This is a genomic window from Campylobacter sp. US55 (assembly GCF_004378955.1).
GTDB lineage: Bacteria > Campylobacterota > Campylobacteria > Campylobacterales > Campylobacteraceae > Campylobacter_D > Campylobacter_D jejuni.
The window spans coordinates 95155-114347 of the sequence record NZ_RYYF01000001.1; the positions used below are offsets into that span (position 1 = coordinate 95155).

The following is a 19193-nucleotide window of genomic DNA, read 5'->3' on the forward strand; positions in this document are numbered from 1 at the left end:
AATAAACCTTATTTAGCGTATTCTACAGCTCTAAGTTCACGTATGACATTGACTTTAATTTCACCAGGATATTGCATTTTTTCTTGAATTTCAGCTGCTATTTCCTTAGCCAAAAGTACACTTTCATCATCATTAACAAGCTGAGCATTGGCTATGACGCGAATTTCTCTTCCGGCATTGATTGCATAGGCATTTTTAATTCCTTCTTTACTTTTAGCGATATCTTCTAGCTCACTGACTCTTTTTAAGAAAGCTTCTAATACTTCTCTTCTAGCTCCAGGTCGTGCAGCACTTAAAGTATCTGCTGCACAAACAGCTGCTGATTCTATGCTTGTAGCTTCTTCGTGTCCATGATGTGCGTAAATAGCATTGATTACTACAGGATGCTCTTTATAGCGTTTGCAAAGTTCTGCACCTAAATCCACATGAGATCCTTCAAAATCATGGGTTAATGCTTTTCCTATATCATGTAAAATTCCCGCACGACGTGCTAAATTCTCATCCCCGCCACACTCAGCAGCAATGATTCCTGCAAGGTGAGCCACTTCCAAAGAATGTGCTAAAGCGTTTTGTCCATAGCTTGCTCGGTATTTGAGTTTTCCTATGAGTTTTACAATTTCAGGGTGTATTTTATTTAAACCTAGATCCATAACTATGGTTTCGCCTTCTTCTAGAATAGCACTATCAAATTCTTTACACACTTTTTCGTGAATTTCTTCTATGCGCGCGGGTTGAATTCTACCATCTTCAACTAAAAGTTCTATAACTTTTGTAGCAATAGCACGGCGATAAAGATTAAAACAACTTACTATAATAGCACCTGGTGTATCATCGATGATAATATCAACACCTAAAACCATTTCTAAGGTTTTAACATTGCGCCCTTCTTTACCAATGATGCGTCCTTTAAGTTCATCGTTTTTAATGTTAATAACATTGATAAGTCTTTCAGCTGCAAATTCACCTGCAAAACGAGAAGTAGCTTGAGCAATGATGAAATTAGCTTTTCTTTTGGCTTCATTTTTTGCTTCTTCTTCATATTTTCTTACTATATGTGCAATTTGCTCGCGAGAATTTTCTTCTACTTTTTTAAGAATGATTTCTTTGGCTTCATTTTGTGTAAGTCCTGTAGAATGTTCTAAAATTTTTAAAACATCATCAAGTTTTTCTTGATATTTATTTTTTAATTTATCAACATCAGATTGTAAGTCTTGAATGTGTTTTTGTGACTTGCAAAGGTATTCTTTATCTTCTTTTAGTTTTTCTTCTTCTTGCTGAAGTTTTTGTTCTTTTTTAGAAAGATCATCAAATTTTTGATTAAAATCTTTTTGAATTTTGTGAGTTTTTTCTTCGTATTTTTTTTTAACTTCTAATTCTGCATTAAGAATTGAATTTTTTGCATCTTTTAAAATAAGCTCCGCTTCGTATTCTATAGCTTTGGCTTTGGCTTTAGCTTGTTCTACGAAAATTTCATATTTGGCATCATTGATTTTTTTTGCAACTAAATATCCTATACCGAGTCCGACTATAGCGGCTATAAGTGCGATAAGTGATTCTATCATTTTTTCTTTCTTTCTTGTAATATTTTTTATAAGGGTTTATGTATAATTTTCCTGAAATATCATGCTTTTGTGTTAGATTATTTTGACTTAAAGCATCTATACTTTGGACAAATATTATATGAGGTTTGTAATTTAAATTTTCAAAAAATCTATCATAAAAACCTTGCCCATGTCCTATTCTTTTTAAATTTTTATCGACGCCAATTACAGGCACAATAGCTAAATCAATTTTTGCTTTAAAAAAAGAATCTATAGGCTCTAAAACCCCAAACCTTTTTTTAATAAAAGGCAATCTTAATTTTACAATTTTTAAACTTTTATCTTGCATAAATGGAACAAAAAGTTTGTAATTTTTATTAAGAATATGGCGAAATTTTATTAAGTTTGGTTCATAATGCAAAGGAATAAAAATTAAAATATTTTTAGCTTTAAATAGTTTTATTATTTTAAGACATTCTTTGAATATTTTATAATCTTGTTTGAAATTTAGTTTTGAATGTTTGAAAAGGCGTATTTTTTGCAATGCCCTAAAATCTGTTTTTTCCATATAATATGCCTTTAAAAAAATATTATCTTATGTATGTTATAATTTTAGCATTTTTATAAAGAAGAATAAAGGATTGATAAATAATGAAGATTAAAAAAATACTTTTACTAGTGGCAATATCTTATTTGTTTGTTGCTTGTAGCGATGATAAAGAAAAGCAGCAAAATGATGTAAATTTAAGTACCGAGGCAAGTATCAATCAAAGTGATGATATGAATTTTAAACTTAATTTGATTGATGGAGGATTAATTTCAATTAAAAAAGAAAATGCCGTTTTAAATTTCAATGATGAAGATAAGGCAACTTTGTTTGTATTTTTTACTACTTGGTGTACCCCTTGCATTGCTGAAATCCCTCATCTTAATAAATTACAAGAAAAGTATAATAATGATTTTAACATAGTTGGAGTTTTATTAGAAGATAAATCTAATGATGAGATTCAAAAATTTATAGAACAGCATAAAATATCTTATAAAGTCGCTAATGGTGAAAATAACTATCTTTTAGCTAAAGCTTTAGGCGGGGTAAATGGAATTCCTACTATGTTTCTTTACAACAAGCATTCTAAATTGATTAATCAGTATTTAGGGCTTATTCCTGAAGAAATGCTAGAAATCGATATACAAAAGGCTATACTTTAATGTTTGATTTTTTTAAAAAAGGACTTGCAAAAACTCTTGAAAATATTGTTGGAGTTAAAGGAGAGAATAAAAAGATAACCAAAGATTTGCTTGAAGAAATTTTGCTTGAAGCAGATGTAAGTTATGAAATAGTTGAAGAGATAATTTATTATTTACCACCTCAAAATGAAGTAAAAAAAGAAGATTTAAAGCATGTTATGGGTTCTTATTTTCTTTATGAAAAAAAAGAAACCAATCAAGAAAAACCTTTTGTAGAGCTTATTTTAGGAGTAAATGGAGCAGGAAAAACAACAAGTATTGCCAAGCTTGCTTATTTATATAAAAACCAAAATCAAAAAGTGATTTTAGGGGCGTGTGATACTTTTAGAGCAGGTGCGATTGAGCAATTAAAACTTTGGGCGCAAAAAGTGGATGTAGATATAGTTTTAACTGCACAAGGGCATGATCCTTCAGCGGTTGCTTTTGATACCATTTCTAAAGCAAAAGCAAAGGATTTTGATAGAGTAATTATCGATACAGCAGGCCGTTTGCAAAATCAAAAAAATTTAGCTCATGAGCTTGAAAAAATTGTAAGAATTTCAAACAAAGCTTTAGAAGGCGCACCCCATAGAAAAATTTTAGTTTTAGATGGAACACAGGGAAATGCTGGAATTTTACAAGCTAAAGCTTTTAATGAGCTTGTAAAACTTGATGGTGTGATTATCACAAAGCTTGATGGGACAGCTAAAGGGGGTGCACTTTTTAGTATAGCAAGAGAGCTTGAGCTTCCTATTTTTTATGTAGGCGTGGGTGAGCAAATGACGGATTTGCAAGAATTTAATGCAAATGCTTACTTAGATACTTTATTAGATCCTATTTTTGAATAATGGCAAAAAATAAAGCACTTTTTGAATGTCAAGCTTGTGGAAATCAACAAAGCAAATGGCTTGGAAAATGTCCTGATTGTGGAGCTTGGGATAGTTTTATAGAATTAAAAGCTGAGCAAATTAAAGTTTTAAAAGAGCTTGCGCAAGTTAGTATGAAAACAAGTGAGGCTGTTTGTATTGAAGATGTGGAGTTAGAACATTTTACAAGATACAGCACAGATGATAATGAGCTTGATTTGGTTTTAGGCGGAGGGCTTGTTGAAGGTTCTTTAGTGCTTATAGGCGGAAGTCCAGGTGTGGGAAAATCTACGCTTTTGTTAAAAATTGCTTCAAATTTAGCTAAACAGGGTAAAAAAGTGCTTTATGTCAGTGGCGAAGAAAGTAAAGCCCAGATTAAATTAAGAGCTGATCGTCTTGAGGCTAATACTCCGAATTTATTTTTACTTACTGAACTTTGCCTTGAAAATATTTTAGAAGAATTGCACAAAAAAGATTATAGCATTCTTATTGTTGATTCTATACAAACTCTATATTCAAATAAAATCACTTCAGCAGCAGGAAGCATCACTCAGGTGCGTGAGATTACTTTTGAACTTATGCGTGTTAGCAAGGCTTATAATATCAGTACTTTTATCATAGGGCATATTACTAAAGAAGGTGCTATAGCAGGGCCTAGGGTTCTTGAGCATATGGTAGATGTGGTGCTTTATTTTGAAGGAGATGCCACTAAAGAAATCAGACTTTTAAGAGGCTTTAAAAATCGTTTTGGTGGAACGAATGAAGTAGGTATTTTTGAGATGACTGCTAAGGGTTTGATTAGCGCAAAAGATTTAGCAAATCGTTTTTTTACTCGTGGAAAGGCTATTTCAGGAAGTGCTTTAGGTGTTGTGATGGAAGGATCTCGTGCCTTGGTTTTAGAAGTTCAAGCTTTAGTGTGTGAAAGTTCTTATCCAAAACGCAGCGCTACAGGATATGAAAAAAATCGCTTAGATATGCTTTTGGCTTTGCTTGAAAGAAAACTTGAAATTCCTTTAGGGCATTATGATGTATTTGTAAATATTAGCGGCGGAGTAAAAGTAAGTGAAACTGCTGCGGATTTGGCTGTGGTTGCAGCTATTATTTCAAGTTTTAAAAATCGCCCTTTGAGCAAAGATAGTATTTTTATAGGAGAGCTTAGTTTAAATGGAGAAATTAGAGAGGTTTTTAGCCTTGATACGCGTTTAAAAGAAGCTAAAATGCAAAAATTTAAAAATGCTATTGTTCCTTCTAAGCCTTTGGAAGATATAGGACTTAAGTGTTTTGTTGCTAAAGAACTTTCACAAGTTTTAGAATGGATGTAAATTTTCATTAAAATATAAGTAAGATTTTGCTAGAATTCCGAGTTTAGAATAAAATTTTTGAGGAAACCATGAAAGATTTATTTTTATTTAGCTCTTTGCTTGATACAAGTCATACTTTTTCTTATTTTTTTCACATAGGTTTGGTAGCTTTAATTGCTGTTATAGTGGCTATGATGGCTACTCGTTCTATGCAACTTGTTCCACGCGGTATGCAAAATTTAGGTGAGGCTTTTTTAGAGGGAGTTTTATCTATGGGTAGAGATACCATGGGAAGTGAAAAAGGTGCAAGAAAATATCTTCCTTTGGTTGCAACTTTGGGGATTATAGTGTTTTTTAGTAATATTATAGGTATAATACCTGGTTTTCACGCTCCAACTGCAAGTTTAAATTTGACTTTGTCCTTGGCTATTATAGTTTTTGTATATTATCATTTTGAGGGTATTAGGGCACAAGGTTTTGTAAAGTATTTTGCTCATTTCATGGGACCTATTAAACTTTTAGCTCCTTTGATGTTTCCTATAGAGATAGTCTCTCATCTTTCTCGTGTGGTTTCTTTGTCCTTCCGTTTGTTTGGAAATATTAAAGGTGACGATTTGTTTTTGATGGTAATTTTAGCTTTAGTTCCTTATATAGCTCCACTTCCTGCTTATGTGCTTTTAACTTTTATGGCATTTTTACAAGCTTTTATTTTTATGATTTTAACTTATGTATATTTAGCGGGTGCAACTGTTGTTGAGGAAGGTCATTGATCTATATTTTAGAATTTTTCAAAGGTGCATCTTTAGCTTTAATGCTTTTTGGTGCACTTTTCTTCTTTTTTAAATATAATTCTTTTTTCTATCTTTGCTTGGGTATTATACCAGGTTTGCTTTTATCTTTAATTTTTGTTTTACTTATAGAAAACCATAAGCTAAAAAATGAAAATAAGTTAAGATAAAAGCAAAAAATAGTTTATTTTCTAAGCATGAAGCTCTTCTTTAAGCAAATGCTTTACAGCTTCATAAATTTTAATAGCTGCTTTGGGTTTATTCATAGTATAAAGATGAATTCCATCTACGCCACTTGTGATTAAATCGACAATTTGATCGCAAGCATACGCGATACCTGCATCTTCTAAAGCCAAAGTATTATTTTCATATTTTTCTAAAATTTTAACAAATTTAGGAGGGATTTTAGATCCGCAAAGTTGAGAAATTTTTAAAACCTGTCTTTTGTTAGTAATAGGCATAATACCTGCGTAAATAGGTATGTCAATACCTGCTAAAGCACAATTTTGTTTAAAAGTATAAAAATCTTCATTATCGTAAAAAAGTTGAGTAATGAGCTTGTCTGTTCCTGCATTTACCTTAGTTTTAAGATGGTGTATATCCTCGATGAAATTTTTAGATTCATTATGTTTTTCTGGATAGCATGCGGCATAAATTTCAAAATATTCTTGTTTTTTTATAAAAGAAATTAAATCACTAGCATAAGAAAAATCTTTGCTTTTTTCTAAATTCTCACATATATCGCCTCTTAGAGCAAGAATTTGATTAAGATTTTTTTCTTTGCATTTTTGAAGTATCTGAGTGATTTTTTCTTTACTGGAATGGATGCAAGGTAAATGTACTATGCTAGGAATTTGATATTCTTTCTGGATTAAGCTTGCAATTTCTAAAGTGTTTTGTGAGTTAATAGAGCCTCCAGCTCCAAAGGTTACGCTGATAAAATTAGGGCTTAATTGCCCTAAATCATCTAAGATAGCATGAAGATTTTTGATATTTTCATCCTTTCTTGGTGGAAAAACTTCAAAAGAAAAATTACACATAAAAACTCCTTATAATTGTTTTCGTATTTTTTGCGTAGCTGTAACTAAATTTTTAAGAGAGGCTATGACTTCTTCATATGCCCTTGTTTTAAGTCCGCAGTCTGGATTGATCCAAATTTGCTCCTTAGGTAATTTGTTTAAAATTTTTTCTATGGTTAAGCTTAGCTCTTCTATGCTTGGAACTCTAGGGCTATGTATATCATAAACTCCTGGTCCCACCTCAGTTTTAAAATGAATAGCTTTTAGAGTATCTAAAAGACTTAAGTTTGATCTTGAAGCTTCAAAAGAAATCACATCAGCATCCATAGCGTCAATTTCTTTTAAGATATCGCTAAATTCACTATAACACATATGAGTGTGAATTTGAGTTTTAGCTTTTACCCCACTATGCACAAGATTAAAAGCAGGAATAGCCCAATCTAAATACTCGCTATGCCAATCGCTTTTTCTTAAAGGCAGTTTTTCACGCAAAGCGGCTTCATCAATTTGTATGATTTTTATACCTGCATTTTCAAGATCTAACACTTCATCTCTTATAGCTAAGGCAATTTGCTCAGTACTTTCTTTTAGGCTGATGTCTTCTCTTGGAAAGGACCAATTAAGTATGGTTACAGGTCCAGTTAGCATACCTTTTACGATTTTTTGACTTAAACTTTGTGCAAATTTAGACCAAGCTAGGGTAATAGGCTTTGTGCGTGATACATCACCCCAAATCACAGGAGGTTTAACGCACCTTGTGCCATAGCTTTGCACCCAACCATTTTGAGTAAATAAAAAGCCCTTTAAATTCTCTCCAAAATACTCCACCATATCATTTCTTTCAAATTCTCCATGCACTAAAACATCAAGTCCTATTTCTTCTTGAATTTGTATGCATTCTTTGATTTTTTGTTGGTTAAATTCAGTGTAGTTTTGAGCTGAAATTTTTTCTTGCTTAAAGGCAAGGCGATTAGATCTTACATCGGCACTTTGAGGAAAGGAACCTATGGTTGTGGTTGGTAAAAGAGGGAGTTTTAAAAATTCTTTTTGGATTAAGGCGCGTTCTTTAAAACTAGGCGTTCTGGTAAAATCTTCTTTTTTTAAAGCCTTAAGCCTTGCTTTGACTTTTTCATCTAAACGCTCTGGGATATTTTTAAAAAGCTCTTGATTGGCTCTAAAGAGCGGATTTTCTTCGCTAGAATTTAGAATTTCTTTTAAATCTTTAAGTTCTTGAAGTTTTTCTTTAGCAAAGGCAAAAAGTTTAAGATAGCTTGAATCTAATTTGCTTTCAAATTCAGTGCTATAAGGCACATGTAAAAGCGAACAAGAGGTGTTTAAGATGATATTTTGTGTATATTTTTGAAGCTCTTTAACAAGCTTTAGGCTTTTAGCATAATCATTAGCATAGATATTTTTGCCGTTAATAAGACCTGCAAAAAGGATTTTATCTTTAGCAAAGCCGTATTTTTGAACTAAGGCTAAGCTTTGTTTACCTTCGATAAAATCAAGCCCTAAAGCATCAAATTTGCTTTCTAAAAGTTTAGGATAAATATCTCTTAAGTCTCCAAAATAGCTTTGAAGTAAAATTTTAAGATTTTTTTTGTGATTTAAAAGTTCTTGGTAAAATTCTTCGAACAAAGCGATATCTTCCTTGCTTAAATCATAAACCAAATAAGGCTCATCAAGTTCAAGCCATGTCACTTTAAGTTCATTTAGTTTATCAAAAAGCTCTATATAAGCGTTTAAAAGCTTTTCTTTGGCGAGTTTTTGAGTTTTTTCATCTTTAAAGGCAATGAGTTTAAAAAGTGTGAAAATGCCTATTAAAACAGGCTTGCTTTCTATGCCAAGCTCTTTAGCTTCGAGATATTCTTTAAAAATTTTATCCCCTGTTAAAGCTATAATATCAGCATTATCGCACTCAGGCACCAAATAATGATAATTTGTATTGAACCATTTTTTCATTGCTAAGGCTGTAACATCTCCATTTTCTCCTTGATAACCTCGACTTTGAGCAAAGTATTCATCTAAAGCATCTAAATTTAAATTTTTATACTTTATATGAACAATGTTAAAAAGCACAGCCGTATCTAAGACATTATCATAAAGTGAAAAATCATTACTAGGGATAAAATCAATGCCAGCTTTTTGAATTTCTTGCCAGTGTCTAATCCTTAAATCCTTAGCACTTTTTAAAAGCTCCTCTTTTGAACTTTGGTTTTTAAAGTATTTTTCAATAGCAAATTTTAATTCTCTATTTACACCTATTCTTGGGTAAGAAATGATTGAATTTTTCATATTTATTCTCCTTAAAATGTAGGGATTAAAGCGCCCTGATATTTTTCTTCTATAAATTTTTTAACTTCATCGCTTTGCAAGGCCTTTACTAGGGCTTTGATTTTAGGAAGGTTTTCATTACCTTCTTTAACAGCGATGATATTGCTATATTCACTATATTTACTTTCTGTATAAAGCCCATCTTTTACAGGGTTTAAACCTGCTAAAATAGCAAAATTGCTATTAATAAGAGAATAATCTACATCATCTAAACTCCTTGTAAGTTGAGCGTCTTTTAACTCTACGAATTTAAGCTTCTTAGGATTTTTAGTGATATCTAAAGGAGTGATGAGCTCATTATCTTTAACTTCTATAAGTCCTTTGCTTGCTACAATGCGTAAAGCACGGCTTTCATTTGTAGGATTATTGGGTATAGAAATGCTTTGTCCTTCCTTGGGGTTAAATTTTTTATGTTTTTTAGAATACACTGCCATAGGTTCTATATGGATACTGGCAACTTTTACAAGATGGGTGCCTTGTCTTTGATTGAATTCTTTTAAATAGGGTTCATGCTGAAAATAATTAGCATCTAACTCACCATTTTCAACCATTACATTAGGGATTACTCCATCATTGAATTTATAAATTTTTAAATCATAACCTTGTTTTTGAAGTGCTGATTTTATAAATCTTAAAATATCTGCATGAGGTGTTATAGAAGAGCCAACTTTAAGTTCTTCATTTGCCCATGCAAAACCGGTAAAAAGAGTAGCGACGCAAAAAGCTTTAGTAAATAAAGTCATTTTTTCTCCTTTACGCAAAACTAAATTTTTCTATCAAGTCACTATGATAAATGCTTGCTACATCAGGATGAGAGCGTATCATTCTTTTAAAATAATTACTTGCAACATTTCTTAAAAGTGGATTTTTAGGATCAGTATCCACACCTTTGCTTTCTTTAACAAGCTCTGGATTTAACTTAAAAATAGGTATATCCTTATCAAGTTGCACTCCAAGAAAATAAGCTATGCTAAAGCGTTCTTTTGGGCTTAAATTCACGCGGTGAATAGTAGCTTTTAAATAGCCATTGGTAGCTAGTTCTAAAAATTCTCCTATATTAACTACAACGCTATTTTCAAGTGGGGGTATACTAAGCCATTTACCATCTATAAAAGCTTCAAGTCCGCTTTGTTTTTCTTGAAAAACAAAAGTGATAAGCCCACCATCTTTATGTGAACCTACGCCTTGAGTGATATTTTTTGAGCTTTTTGGATAATGTATGATTTTACAATGTTCGTAAGAATTTTCTCCATAAAGTTTATCAAAAGCATTGCTAGGTAGATCAAGAGCTTGAGCGAAGGCTTTTAAAAGCTTTAAACAAGCTTTTTTGGTTTGTTTGTGCCAAGTTAAGAAAGTTTTTTTAAGTTCTGGAATTTCACTAGGCCAAAGATTAGGACCTTCTAGTCTTTGCCATAAGGGTGAGTTTAAATTCCAGTTTAAAGCATCTCTTTCTGTGCCTATATCCAGTTGTTCTCTATAATCCTTAGATCCTGCTGTGTATTCAAAACCTTCGCTAGTATAACCTCTAAATTGAGGAGAATGTACCATAGAAATAAGCTCTTTCGAACTTCTAGAAAGATTAAAAAATTCTTTGCCAAGTTTGAATAATTTCTCGTTTAAATTTTTATCTATACCAGTATTGATAAGATAAAAAAAACCTATTTTAGAAGCAATTTCTCTTAAATTTTTAAGAAAAGTGCTTTTATCTTTTTCATAAGCTTGTAAATCAAGTATAGGTAAATTCATTTTTGCTCCTTAAATTAAATTAAGGATAAGAAGATATTTTGAATTAAATTTTATTAGAGAAATTTTTGTAAGTTAAGATTTTAAATGAGTATTTTGAAAAAATAAACTTTTTTGACTTTCTTACACATTATATCTCCTTATCCACTTTTTGGACCTTTGGAAACATAATGTTAAGCCAAAGGACGCACTAGATACTACACATCTCGCACATCAGTTTCATTTTTTCTCCTTTTAAAATAATAAAATTTCAAAATCATATATAAAAATATATTAATTAAAGCTTAATCGTTTAAAAAATAAAGATTCTTTTTAAGCATTCTCGAGTTTTAATTCTTTGTTATTCATTATGCTAATACCTAGATTTAAAACTTTTTGGGCAATTTGTTTGGCTTCATCTAAAGAATGCATTGCGCAAGTTCCGCATTGATAGATATTAAGTTCAGGAATTTTGCTTTGATCGCTTACGCTTAAAACATCTTTCATAGCTTCTTCCCAAGCTTTTGCAATACTTTTCTCATCAGGTGTTCCAATTAAACTCATATAAAAACCCGTGCGACAACCCATAGGTGAAATATCAATAATTTCAACTGAATTTGAATTTAAATGATCTCTCATAAATCCTGCAAATAAATGTTCTAAGGTATGAGTGCCTTTTTCGCTCATAATGTCTTTATTTGGTATGCAAAAACGCAAATCAAATACACTAATATCATCACCCTTAGGTGTTTTCATAACTTTAGCTAAACGCACAGCAGGAGCTGGCATTTTAGTATGGTCAACTTTAAAGCTGTCTAATAATGGCATTTTAACTCCTTAAATATAAATTGCCTAAGGATTATAGCATTTAAAATTAATATTTAAAGCCTTTCTAAAAGAAAAAAAGATAAAATAAAACATTTAAAAATTCAAGGAAATTTTATGTTTGAAGTAGTTATAGGTCTTGAAGTTCATACTCAGTTAAATACAAAAACAAAAATCTTTTGCTCATGTGCAACTTCTTTTGGAGAAGCTCCAAATACTAATGTTTGTCCCACTTGTTTGGCCTTACCAGGAGCTTTGCCTGTTTTAAATGAAGAGGCTGTAAAAAAAGCTATAGCTTTTGGAAAAGCTGTCAATGCAACAATTAATAAAAAAAGTGTTTTTAATCGCAAGAATTATTTTTATCCAGATTTACCTAAGGCTTATCAAATTTCACAATTTGATATCCCCATAGTAGAAAAGGGTGAGCTTTTTATCAATGTAAAGGGTGAAAATAAACGCATAGGTATTACAAGAGCGCACTTGGAAGAAGATGCAGGTAAAAATATCCATGAAAGTAATTTTTCTAAAGTGGATTTAAATCGTGCAGGAACTCCTTTGCTTGAGATTGTCAGTGAACCTGAGCTTAGAAGTAGTGATGAGGCAGTAGCTTATCTTAAAAAACTTCATTCTATTATACGCTTTTTAGATATTTCAGATGCAAATATGCAAGAAGGAAGTTTTAGATGCGATGCAAATGTTAGCATAAGGCCTAAGGGCGATACAAAACTTTATACTAGAGTAGAGATTAAAAATCTTAATTCTTTTCGTTTTATCCAAAAAGCCATAGAATATGAGGTAAAAAGACAAAGTGAGGCTTGGGAAGATGGAACTTACGAACAAGAAGTAGTTCAAGAAACTAGACTTTTTGATACGACAAATTTAGTTACAAGAAGTATGCGTGGCAAAGAAGAAGCGGCAGAATATCGCTATTTTCCTGATCCTGATTTATTGCCTGTTTTGTTAAAAGATGAGTTTTTGGATATTAAAATTCCTGAACTTCCTGATGAGAAGAAAGCACGCTTTATAGACGAGCTTGGTATAAAAGAAAGTGATGCTGAGGTTTTAATCAGTTCTTTAGAAATGAGTCGTTTTTTTGAAAGTCTTATTTCTCAAAATTTAAATCCTAAGCTTTGCGTAAATTGGTTAAATACTGAACTTATAGGACTTTTAAAAGGAGAATTGACTATAGAAAATTCTCCCGTAGATGCTCAAAAGCTTGGAGTTTTAATTAAACGCATAGAAGATGGCACTATCAGTGCAAAAGCGGCTAAAGATGTTTTGGCTTTTGTATTTGAAAATACTAGTGTGGAAATTGATGATGCTATAGAAAAGCTAGGACTTAAGCAAGTAAGTGATGATTCAGCTATAGAAGCGGTGATTGAACAAATTTTAAATGCAAATACTGATAAGGTTGCAGAGTATAAAAGTGGTAAAGACAAGCTTTTTGGATTTTTTGTGGGTCAAACAATGAAAGAAGGCAAAGGAGCTTTTAATCCTACAAAAGTAAATGAAATTTTAAAAACAAAGCTTGGTTGATGCGTATAGCGGTTATTGGTGCGGGAAAATGGGGCAGTGCTTTACATCTAGCCTTAAAAGAAAATCACAATTGTTTTATCAGTTCTTTGCATCAGCGTGATTTAGAAGATTTTGTTGGTGTAAAAGAAGCTTTAGAGTGTGAATATCTTGTTTTTGCTTTAAGTTCTCAAGGAATGCGTGCTTGGCTTAAAGAAAATTTCATCAACAAGGGGCAAAAAATTTTAATTGCTTCAAAAGGCATAGAAAATCAAAGTTGTCAATTTTTAGATGAAATTTTTTTAGATTTTGTACCAAAAGAAAATTTTTGTGTTTTAAGCGGTCCTTCTTTTGCTGCTGAAGTGATGCAAAAACTTCCTACTGCTTTGATGATTAGCGGGATAAATCAAGAGCTTTGTAAAAAATTTGCAAGTTTTTTCCCTGATTTTATTAAAACTTATATTGATAATGATGTTCGTGGTGCTGAAATTTGTGGTGCTTATAAGAATGTTTTGGCGATTGCAAGTGGAATTAGTGATGGGTTAAAACTTGGTAATAATGCAAGAGCGGCACTGATTTCAAGAGGACTTATAGAAATGCATCGTTTTGGTAAATTTTTTGGTGCTAAAGAAGAAACTTTTTTAGGGTTAAGTGGAGCAGGGGATTTGTTTTTAACTGCAACGAGTGTTTTATCAAGAAATTATAGAGTGGGTTTAAAACTGGCGCAAAATCAAAAATTAGATAGTATTTTAGCCGAACTTAATGAAGTAGCAGAAGGTGTAAAAACTGCTTATGCTATAGAAAAATTAGCAAAAATGAAAGGAATTTATACACCTATTGTAAATGAAGTAGTGGCAATTTTTAAGGGTAAAAGTGTGCAAGAAGCAACGCAGAATTTATTAAAGCAAAATGATTAAGGAAAAATCATGATAATTAAAAATGCAAAAATTTATGGAGATTCTTTACAAGATATAGAGATTAAAGAAGGAAAAATTACCAATATTGGTTCTAATTTACAAGGTGAAGAAATTTTAGATGCTAAAGGTATGACTTTACTTCCATCTTTTGTGGATTTGTGTGTGAGTTTGAAAAATGATAAATTTTCTTTAGCTAATTTAGAACTTTTAGAAAATGAGTGTCTAAAAGGAGGAATTTCTAGTATAGTTTTGCGTGATTGTATGGATTTTGATGAAGAAAGTTTTGCTTTATTTTTACAAAATTTAGCCCAAAGAAAGATGCAAATTTTTTCAAGCGTACGGGTTAAGGATGCAAATGGCAAGCTTAAAAATTTAGCCACTCTTTTAAATAAAGGTGCTTGTGCTTTAGAGCTTGATAGTTCTTTAGATGCAAATACTTTAAAAGTAAGTTCACAATATGCTTTTATGAAAGACTCTCCAATTTTTGTGCGTTGTTATGATAAGGATTTTGATGATAATGGAGTGATGAATGATTGTGAAATGAGCTTTGAGTTAGGGCTTATAGGCATGAGTAAAATCGCTGAAACTAGCCAGATAGCTAAAATGAAAGAATTGGCTAAATTTTATAAAAATAAAGTTATTTTTGATCTTTTAAGTTTGAAAGATTCTTTAACATTATTAGATGAAAAGGATTTAAAACTTGTAAGCATTCATCATCTTATCAAAGATGATAGTGCTTGTGAAGATTTTAATACGGCTGCGAAACTTATGCCACCTTTAAGAAGCAAAGAAGATGTTTTGGCTTTAAGAGAGGCTTTAAAAGAAGGAAAGATTAGCTTTTTAACTTCCTTGCATAGTGCAAAATCAATTTCTTTAAAAGATTTAGCTTTTGATGAAGCGGCTTTTGGAATTCATAGCGTATGCGAATTTATAAGTCTTTGTTATACTTTTTTAATCAAAGAAGGATTTTTAAATTGGCAAGAGCTTTGTCAATTTACAAGTAAAAATCCTAGTGAATTTTTAGGTTTAAATAGTGGAGTTATAGAAGTCGGAAAAGAAGCTAATCTAGTTCTTTTTGATGAGAATGAAGAAATTTTTGCTCCAAAAAGTTCTCTTTATTCTGAGGATAAACTTTTTGGAAAGATTAAGATGCATATAATTAAAGGAAAAAATATTTTAGAAAAATAAGCTTTACTTAAATTCCTAAAGATAGTTTAAATCCTAAAAATACAAGTGCTGCCATAATACCAGCGGCTGGTAAAGTGATAATCCAAGCCAATCCTATAGGCTTCATCATAATCCAATTTGCGTTTTTATTATACACTCCTATACCCAATATAGCACCTATGAGTATATGGGTGGAGCTAACAGGAATTCCAAATTGTGTAGCTAAGAGTATAACTATGCTTGCACCAAGTTCTGCAGAAAATCCAGTAGTAGGGCGTATGGTTGCAAGTTTTGAACCTACTGTAGTAATCACCTCTTTACCTAAAAACCAAAGTCCTACAACTAGAGCAACTCCAAACATAGCTAAAGCAGCAAAAGGTACAGGAGAAGTCGCGTTAATTGTGCCGTTTTTTAAGACATCTAAAATCGCTGCAAAAGGACCTATAGCATTGGCTATATCATTGGCTCCGTGTGAAAATGCAAAACTAGAGGCTGTAAATATTTGAAACCATGAGAAAATTCTATCAGTAGTTTTATTAAGTTCTGTTTTTTTAACGATTTTGACTATAGCAAATGTTACAACATAACTTATAGTTCCTATAATTCCAATAATCCAAAAGTTTTGTAAAATATCCAAAGTGCTAACATTATTTAAACCTTTAAATAAAAACATTGCCGAAATGATAGCAGCAGCAATACAAGCAATGATTGGCATATGAGTTTTTAAAATAGAGTAAATATCTATATCTTTTTCTTGATCCTTAAATTCCTTCATTTTATTTCTATAGAAATTATTTTCTTGTTCTTCCTCATCTAAAGCTATAGCGGAAAGTTCTTTGATTTGTTCTTCTTGGGATTTTGTTTTTAAATTTAAAAAGTATTCTTCTTTGAATTTTTTTCTTTCTTTTTTGATATTTTTCAAATCATCATTTAGTTTTTCTGATGGTTTTAAAATTTTCTTATCAATATATGAATAAATAATATAAGCTACAATACCCCCTAAAAGAGGAGAAGCTATCCAAGAAATAGCTATTCTTAAAATTTCACTCCATTTAACCATAGAGAGTGTTTGGATCCCATCAAATTTTAAAAGCCCCATCATAATGCTAGCACCTACAATCCCACCAACTATACTGTGTGTGGTTGATACAGGTAAGCCTTTCTTGGTTGCAATAAAAATCCAAACCCCAGAGCTTAAAAGTGCAGCAAGCATAATGATAACAAAAAGCATAGGATCTAAAGAATTTGGAAAAATAACAATACCGCTGCGTATGGTCTTAGTAACTTCTGCGCCTGCGAAGATTGCCCCGCTTAGCTCAAAAACAGCTGCTATAATTAAAGCTTGTTTAATGGTTACTGTTTTTGCACCAACGCTTGTTCCAAAAGAATTGGCTACATCATTTCCACCTATATTAAATGCCATAAAAATGCCAAATATAGAAGCAAGAATAAAAAGAATCAGTTGATGTTGCGAAATATAACCAAATCCCCAAATAACAAATGCGATAGTACTGATAATAAAAATAACAAAAGCTATGAGGTTGTCTTTTTGCATTAATAACCCTTTTTTATTTTAATTATACACTTATTTACTTTAAATTTGCTAATTTTATTTTTTAGTCTTTGTGGAATTTTTATTTATATTATTTTTTTATAATAAATACTCAAACAAGAAATAATAAGGAATATAAGAATAATGAGGGGTATTTTTTATATAATAGCATTGTTTTCTTTACTCAATGCCGATGAACTTACAGAGGCTTTAGCAAAAAATAATAATCAAAATTCTTGGGAGCACTTTGATTATAAAAATACCAAAGAAGCTCCAAAAATTCAAGAAGAGAATGTGGATTTTAAAAGCACTTTTGATAGCTTGCTTTCAAAAACTTTAGAAAATAATAATGGTATAGATAAAACAGATGGGAATTTAGATTTTCAAAATAAAAATGTGCAGGTTAAAAATTTAAGTTCTCTTTATGAGGGGGAGAATAATTCTTTGCTTTTTCAAAAAGAACTTTTTGTGGCTCAAGATAATTATAATTACTCAGGGGGTTTAATCAATCGTTATGAAAAAGATGATTTTTTATTTGGAGTTAATGGTTTTATTGATAAACAAAAAGAACAAAAAGATACTAAAAGCTTTGGTACAGAGTTTGGTTATAGTAAATTTATAAAGGCTTATGGTAATTATTATATACCCAATGAAGCAGAAAAAAATTTACAGCTTGGAATGAGTTTTGTAATTCCAACTTATACCGCTTTTGCTTTTGATATAAGTAAGGATAATGATAAAACTAATTATCAAGTATCTTACTCTCCTTATAGTGTATTTAGTTTAAATTTATTGCGTCGTGATTATAGTGCAAGAGAGACTATTGATGATACCGTTGTTCAAGTTGGATTTAGTTTTAATTTCAATGAAAGTTTTTTAAAACAATTTAGGAAAAAAAATAATACTTTAGAGGAGGTTAATCGATATGATTTCCTCCAAAGAACCCATTAGTTCATTCCAGCATTATGGAATTTTTCTGGATTATCCATAGCATAGCGGAATTTTTCCCAATCAATTTGTTTATCCCAGATGGCAACGATTAAGGCTGCTACTGAATTTCCACAAAGATTTCCAACCGCCCTCATTTCAGACATAAATTTGTCAACACCTAAAAGAACACCTATAGCAGCTACTGGTAAAACTTGTGCTAAGGTTGCATTTGCTTCTGAAATTTCCATATTTCCTAGAGCTGCAAGCGTACTTCCAAGCACTATAAAACCTGATCCAGTTACACCTACTGCACCTTTTGAAGCTATCATTAATACTATTAAAATACTGATTTCGTGCGCTAAATTTAAATTTACATTGAAAGCTTGTGCTAGAAAGATTAAGCTCATAGCTAGATAAATATTTGTACAATCAAGATTAAAACTATATCCCGTTGGTAAAACAAGTCCGACTGTTGCTTTAGAAAGTCCTGCTTTTTCTAGTTTTCTCATTAAAGGAGCAAGTGCAGACTCGCTTGAACTGGTTGCAAAAACGATCAATACTTCTCTTGAGATAAATCTCATAAATTTGAAGATATTTACTTTTGCAAAATAGCAAATCAGACCCAAGATTCCAAATATAAAAACAAGACATGAAATCAGCATTACTAAAAGTAAATATGCCAAGTTGATCAAAGAGCCAATTCCGTATTGAGCTATGAGTACAGCCATTGCTGAAAAGGCAGCAATAGGGCTAAAATACATAATGATTTGTAAAATTTTAAAAACAAAATTTTGTACCACTTCAAAAACTCTTTGAATTGCCTGTTTGTCTTCTATTCTCATTAAAGAAATAATCAAAGCAGTAATTATAGCAATAACTAAAACTTGTATCGTTTTTCCTTCTGTAAAAGGCGTGATAATATCAGTAGGCATAGCATCTTTTAAAATATGCATAATCTCAGAGCTTGCACTTACTTCTGTGGTTTGAGAAATGTATTTTTGAACGCTTTTTGTATCAAGTTGACTTGGATCAAGATTCATTCCATGACCCGGTTGCATAACATTTGCCATAAAAATACCTATAGCAAGCGCTAAAGTACTTACAACTTCAAAGTAAATAACCGCTTTAGCACCAATACTACCTACTTTTTTTAAACTTTCAAGACTAATGATGCCCAAAACCAAAGTAACAAAAATAATAGGGCCTATAAGAACCTTTAAGGCACCTATAAAATAATCAACTCCTGGTTTGCTAGCAATGGCTAATCCTTTATCTGTACAGCCAAGTGCAATACCTGCAATAATGCCTATAATCACCCAAAATCCAAGACTTTTGATAATACGTTTATATAAAGGCGGTTTTCTTTCAGCTAAAGTTTGACTTAAAGTTTCCAAGTTTATTCACTCCTTTTGATCTTTATAAAATATAATTTTAACAATGTATATTGTAAATTTTAACAAAAAAACAAATCTAGAAATACTCCTTTATATAA

The 19193-nt window shown here is 31.3% G+C and carries 18 protein-coding genes; 9 read left to right on the forward strand and 9 right to left on the reverse strand.

Annotation, left to right across the window (positions count from 1 at the left end; all coding sequences use genetic code 11):
• Positions 1–8 precede the first annotated feature (8 nt).
• Together rny and ELQ07_RS00495 are read right to left on the reverse strand one after the other, a co-directional pair.
• Positions 9–1562, reverse strand: coding sequence for a ribonuclease Y (gene rny / locus ELQ07_RS00490; RefSeq protein ID WP_002853829.1), 1554 nt, complete (start codon positions 1560–1562; stop codon positions 9–11).
• Positions 1483–2109: a 5-formyltetrahydrofolate cyclo-ligase gene (locus tag ELQ07_RS00495; protein WP_002860439.1), complete on the reverse strand. Its 627-nt coding sequence runs from the start codon at positions 2107–2109 to the stop codon at positions 1483–1485. The genes rny and ELQ07_RS00495 overlap by 80 nt, the downstream gene beginning before the upstream one ends.
• An 83-nt stretch (positions 2110–2192) precedes the next feature.
• On the opposite strand from ELQ07_RS00495, the gene ELQ07_RS00500 reads away from it, so the two are divergent.
• The 5 genes from ELQ07_RS00500 to ELQ07_RS00520 all read left to right on the forward strand — a co-directional run bounded on the left by ELQ07_RS00500 (position 2193) and on the right by ELQ07_RS00520 (position 5893).
• Positions 2193–2750, forward strand: a complete 558-nt coding sequence (locus tag ELQ07_RS00500) for a TlpA disulfide reductase family protein (RefSeq protein WP_070317020.1) — start codon at positions 2193–2195, stop codon at positions 2748–2750.
• A complete protein-coding gene (gene ftsY / locus ELQ07_RS00505) occupies positions 2750–3616 on the forward strand; it encodes a signal recognition particle-docking protein FtsY (RefSeq protein ID WP_134224581.1) in 867 nt (288 codons plus the stop codon). Before ELQ07_RS00500 ends, ftsY begins: the two co-directional genes overlap by 1 nt.
• On the forward strand, positions 3616–4956 hold the full coding sequence (radA, locus tag ELQ07_RS00510) for a DNA repair protein RadA (RefSeq protein WP_002870828.1): 1341 nt from the start codon (positions 3616–3618) through the stop codon (positions 4954–4956). The genes ftsY and radA overlap by 1 nt, the downstream gene beginning before the upstream one ends.
• A 68-nt stretch (positions 4957–5024) precedes the next feature.
• A complete protein-coding gene (locus ELQ07_RS00515; RefSeq protein ID WP_002908551.1) occupies positions 5025–5705 on the forward strand; it encodes a F0F1 ATP synthase subunit A in 681 nt (226 codons plus the stop codon).
• The gene (locus ELQ07_RS00520; protein ID WP_002852856.1) at positions 5702–5893 is read left to right on the forward strand and encodes a membrane protein; all 192 of its coding nucleotides are present in this window, start codon (positions 5702–5704) and stop codon (positions 5891–5893) included. The genes ELQ07_RS00515 and ELQ07_RS00520 overlap by 4 nt, the downstream gene beginning before the upstream one ends.
• A 21-nt stretch (positions 5894–5914) precedes the next feature.
• On the opposite strand, the gene metF is transcribed toward ELQ07_RS00520, so the two are convergent.
• The 5 genes from metF to luxS all read right to left on the reverse strand — a co-directional run bounded on the left by metF (position 5915) and on the right by luxS (position 11626).
• Positions 5915–6763, reverse strand: coding sequence for a methylenetetrahydrofolate reductase [NAD(P)H] (gene metF / locus ELQ07_RS00525; protein WP_134224582.1), 849 nt, complete (start codon positions 6761–6763; stop codon positions 5915–5917).
• A gap of 9 nt (positions 6764–6772) precedes the next feature.
• Entirely contained in the window at positions 6773–9037 is a 2265-nt protein-coding gene (metE, locus tag ELQ07_RS00530; protein ID WP_096703124.1) for a 5-methyltetrahydropteroyltriglutamate--homocysteine S-methyltransferase, read from the reverse strand.
• A gap of 11 nt (positions 9038–9048) precedes the next feature.
• Entirely contained in the window at positions 9049–9819 is a 771-nt protein-coding gene (locus ELQ07_RS00535) for a MetQ/NlpA family ABC transporter substrate-binding protein (protein WP_208357094.1), read from the reverse strand.
• Positions 9820–9829: 10 nt separating this feature from the next.
• Entirely contained in the window at positions 9830–10822 is a 993-nt protein-coding gene (locus ELQ07_RS00540; RefSeq protein ID WP_070317023.1) for an isopenicillin N synthase family oxygenase, read from the reverse strand.
• Positions 10823–11131: 309 nt separating this feature from the next.
• The gene (gene luxS, locus ELQ07_RS00545) at positions 11132–11626 is read right to left on the reverse strand and encodes an S-ribosylhomocysteine lyase (RefSeq protein ID WP_002870821.1); all 495 of its coding nucleotides are present in this window, start codon (positions 11624–11626) and stop codon (positions 11132–11134) included.
• Between the two features lie 114 nt (positions 11627–11740).
• Between luxS and gatB the strand changes: the two genes are divergently transcribed.
• From gatB to ELQ07_RS00560, 3 genes are read left to right on the forward strand one after another with little or no spacing between them, the layout of a single operon-like run.
• Positions 11741–13159: an Asp-tRNA(Asn)/Glu-tRNA(Gln) amidotransferase subunit GatB gene (gene gatB, locus ELQ07_RS00550; protein WP_070317024.1), complete on the forward strand. Its 1419-nt coding sequence runs from the start codon at positions 11741–11743 to the stop codon at positions 13157–13159.
• Positions 13156–14052 (forward strand): NAD(P)H-dependent glycerol-3-phosphate dehydrogenase, encoded by an 897-nt coding sequence (locus ELQ07_RS00555; protein ID WP_134224584.1) that lies wholly within the window; start codon positions 13156–13158, stop codon positions 14050–14052. Before gatB ends, ELQ07_RS00555 begins: the two co-directional genes overlap by 4 nt.
• A 9-nt stretch (positions 14053–14061) precedes the next feature.
• Positions 14062–15240, forward strand: coding sequence for a metal-dependent hydrolase (locus ELQ07_RS00560; RefSeq protein ID WP_070317026.1), 1179 nt, complete (start codon positions 14062–14064; stop codon positions 15238–15240).
• A gap of 7 nt (positions 15241–15247) precedes the next feature.
• Here ELQ07_RS00560 and ELQ07_RS00565 read toward each other — a convergent pair whose 3' ends face one another.
• Positions 15248–16774 carry an inorganic phosphate transporter gene (locus ELQ07_RS00565; protein WP_002864548.1) on the reverse strand — a complete coding sequence of 509 codons (1527 nt, stop codon included), beginning with the start codon at positions 16772–16774 and terminating at the stop codon, positions 15248–15250.
• A gap of 141 nt (positions 16775–16915) precedes the next feature.
• On the opposite strand from ELQ07_RS00565, the gene ELQ07_RS00570 reads away from it, so the two are divergent.
• Positions 16916–17722, forward strand: a complete 807-nt coding sequence (locus ELQ07_RS00570; protein ID WP_070317027.1) for an inverse autotransporter beta domain-containing protein — start codon at positions 16916–16918, stop codon at positions 17720–17722.
• Here ELQ07_RS00570 and ELQ07_RS00575 read toward each other — a convergent pair.
• Positions 17719–19095 carry a cation:dicarboxylase symporter family transporter gene (locus ELQ07_RS00575; RefSeq protein WP_070317028.1) on the reverse strand — a complete coding sequence of 459 codons (1377 nt, stop codon included), beginning with the start codon at positions 19093–19095 and terminating at the stop codon, positions 17719–17721. The genes ELQ07_RS00570 and ELQ07_RS00575 overlap by 4 nt on opposite strands.
• Positions 19096–19193 lie beyond the last annotated feature (98 nt).

Bases quoted from the DNA above. Each gene is read 5' to 3' on its own strand.
- rny (WP_002853829.1), bottom strand. From the start codon at position 1,562: ATGATAGAATCACTTATCGCACTTATAGCCGCTATAGTCGGACTCGGT.
- ELQ07_RS00540 (WP_070317023.1), bottom strand. From the start codon at position 10,822: ATGAATTTACCTATACTTGATTTACAAGCTTATGAAAAAGATAAAAGC.
- ELQ07_RS00500 (WP_070317020.1), top strand. From the start codon at position 2,193: ATGAAGATTAAAAAAATACTTTTACTAGTGGCAATATCTTATTTGTTT.
- ELQ07_RS00535 (WP_208357094.1), bottom strand. From the start codon at position 9,819: ATGACTTTATTTACTAAAGCTTTTTGCGTCGCTACTCTTTTTACCGGT.
- ELQ07_RS00560 (WP_070317026.1), top strand. From the start codon at position 14,062: ATGATAATTAAAAATGCAAAAATTTATGGAGATTCTTTACAAGATATA.
- gatB (WP_070317024.1), top strand. From the start codon at position 11,741: ATGTTTGAAGTAGTTATAGGTCTTGAAGTTCATACTCAGTTAAATACA.
- luxS (WP_002870821.1), bottom strand. From the start codon at position 11,626: ATGCCATTATTAGACAGCTTTAAAGTTGACCATACTAAAATGCCAGCT.
- metF (WP_134224582.1), bottom strand. From the start codon at position 6,763: ATGTGTAATTTTTCTTTTGAAGTTTTTCCACCAAGAAAGGATGAAAAT.
- ELQ07_RS00515 (WP_002908551.1), top strand. From the start codon at position 5,025: ATGAAAGATTTATTTTTATTTAGCTCTTTGCTTGATACAAGTCATACT.
- ELQ07_RS00495 (WP_002860439.1), bottom strand. From the start codon at position 2,109: ATGGAAAAAACAGATTTTAGGGCATTGCAAAAAATACGCCTTTTCAAA.
- radA (WP_002870828.1), top strand. From the start codon at position 3,616: ATGGCAAAAAATAAAGCACTTTTTGAATGTCAAGCTTGTGGAAATCAA.
- ELQ07_RS00565 (WP_002864548.1), bottom strand. From the start codon at position 16,774: ATGCAAAAAGACAACCTCATAGCTTTTGTTATTTTTATTATCAGTACT.
- metE (WP_096703124.1), bottom strand. From the start codon at position 9,037: ATGAAAAATTCAATCATTTCTTACCCAAGAATAGGTGTAAATAGAGAA.
- ftsY (WP_134224581.1), top strand. From the start codon at position 2,750: ATGTTTGATTTTTTTAAAAAAGGACTTGCAAAAACTCTTGAAAATATT.
- ELQ07_RS00570 (WP_070317027.1), top strand. From the start codon at position 16,916: ATGAGGGGTATTTTTTATATAATAGCATTGTTTTCTTTACTCAATGCC.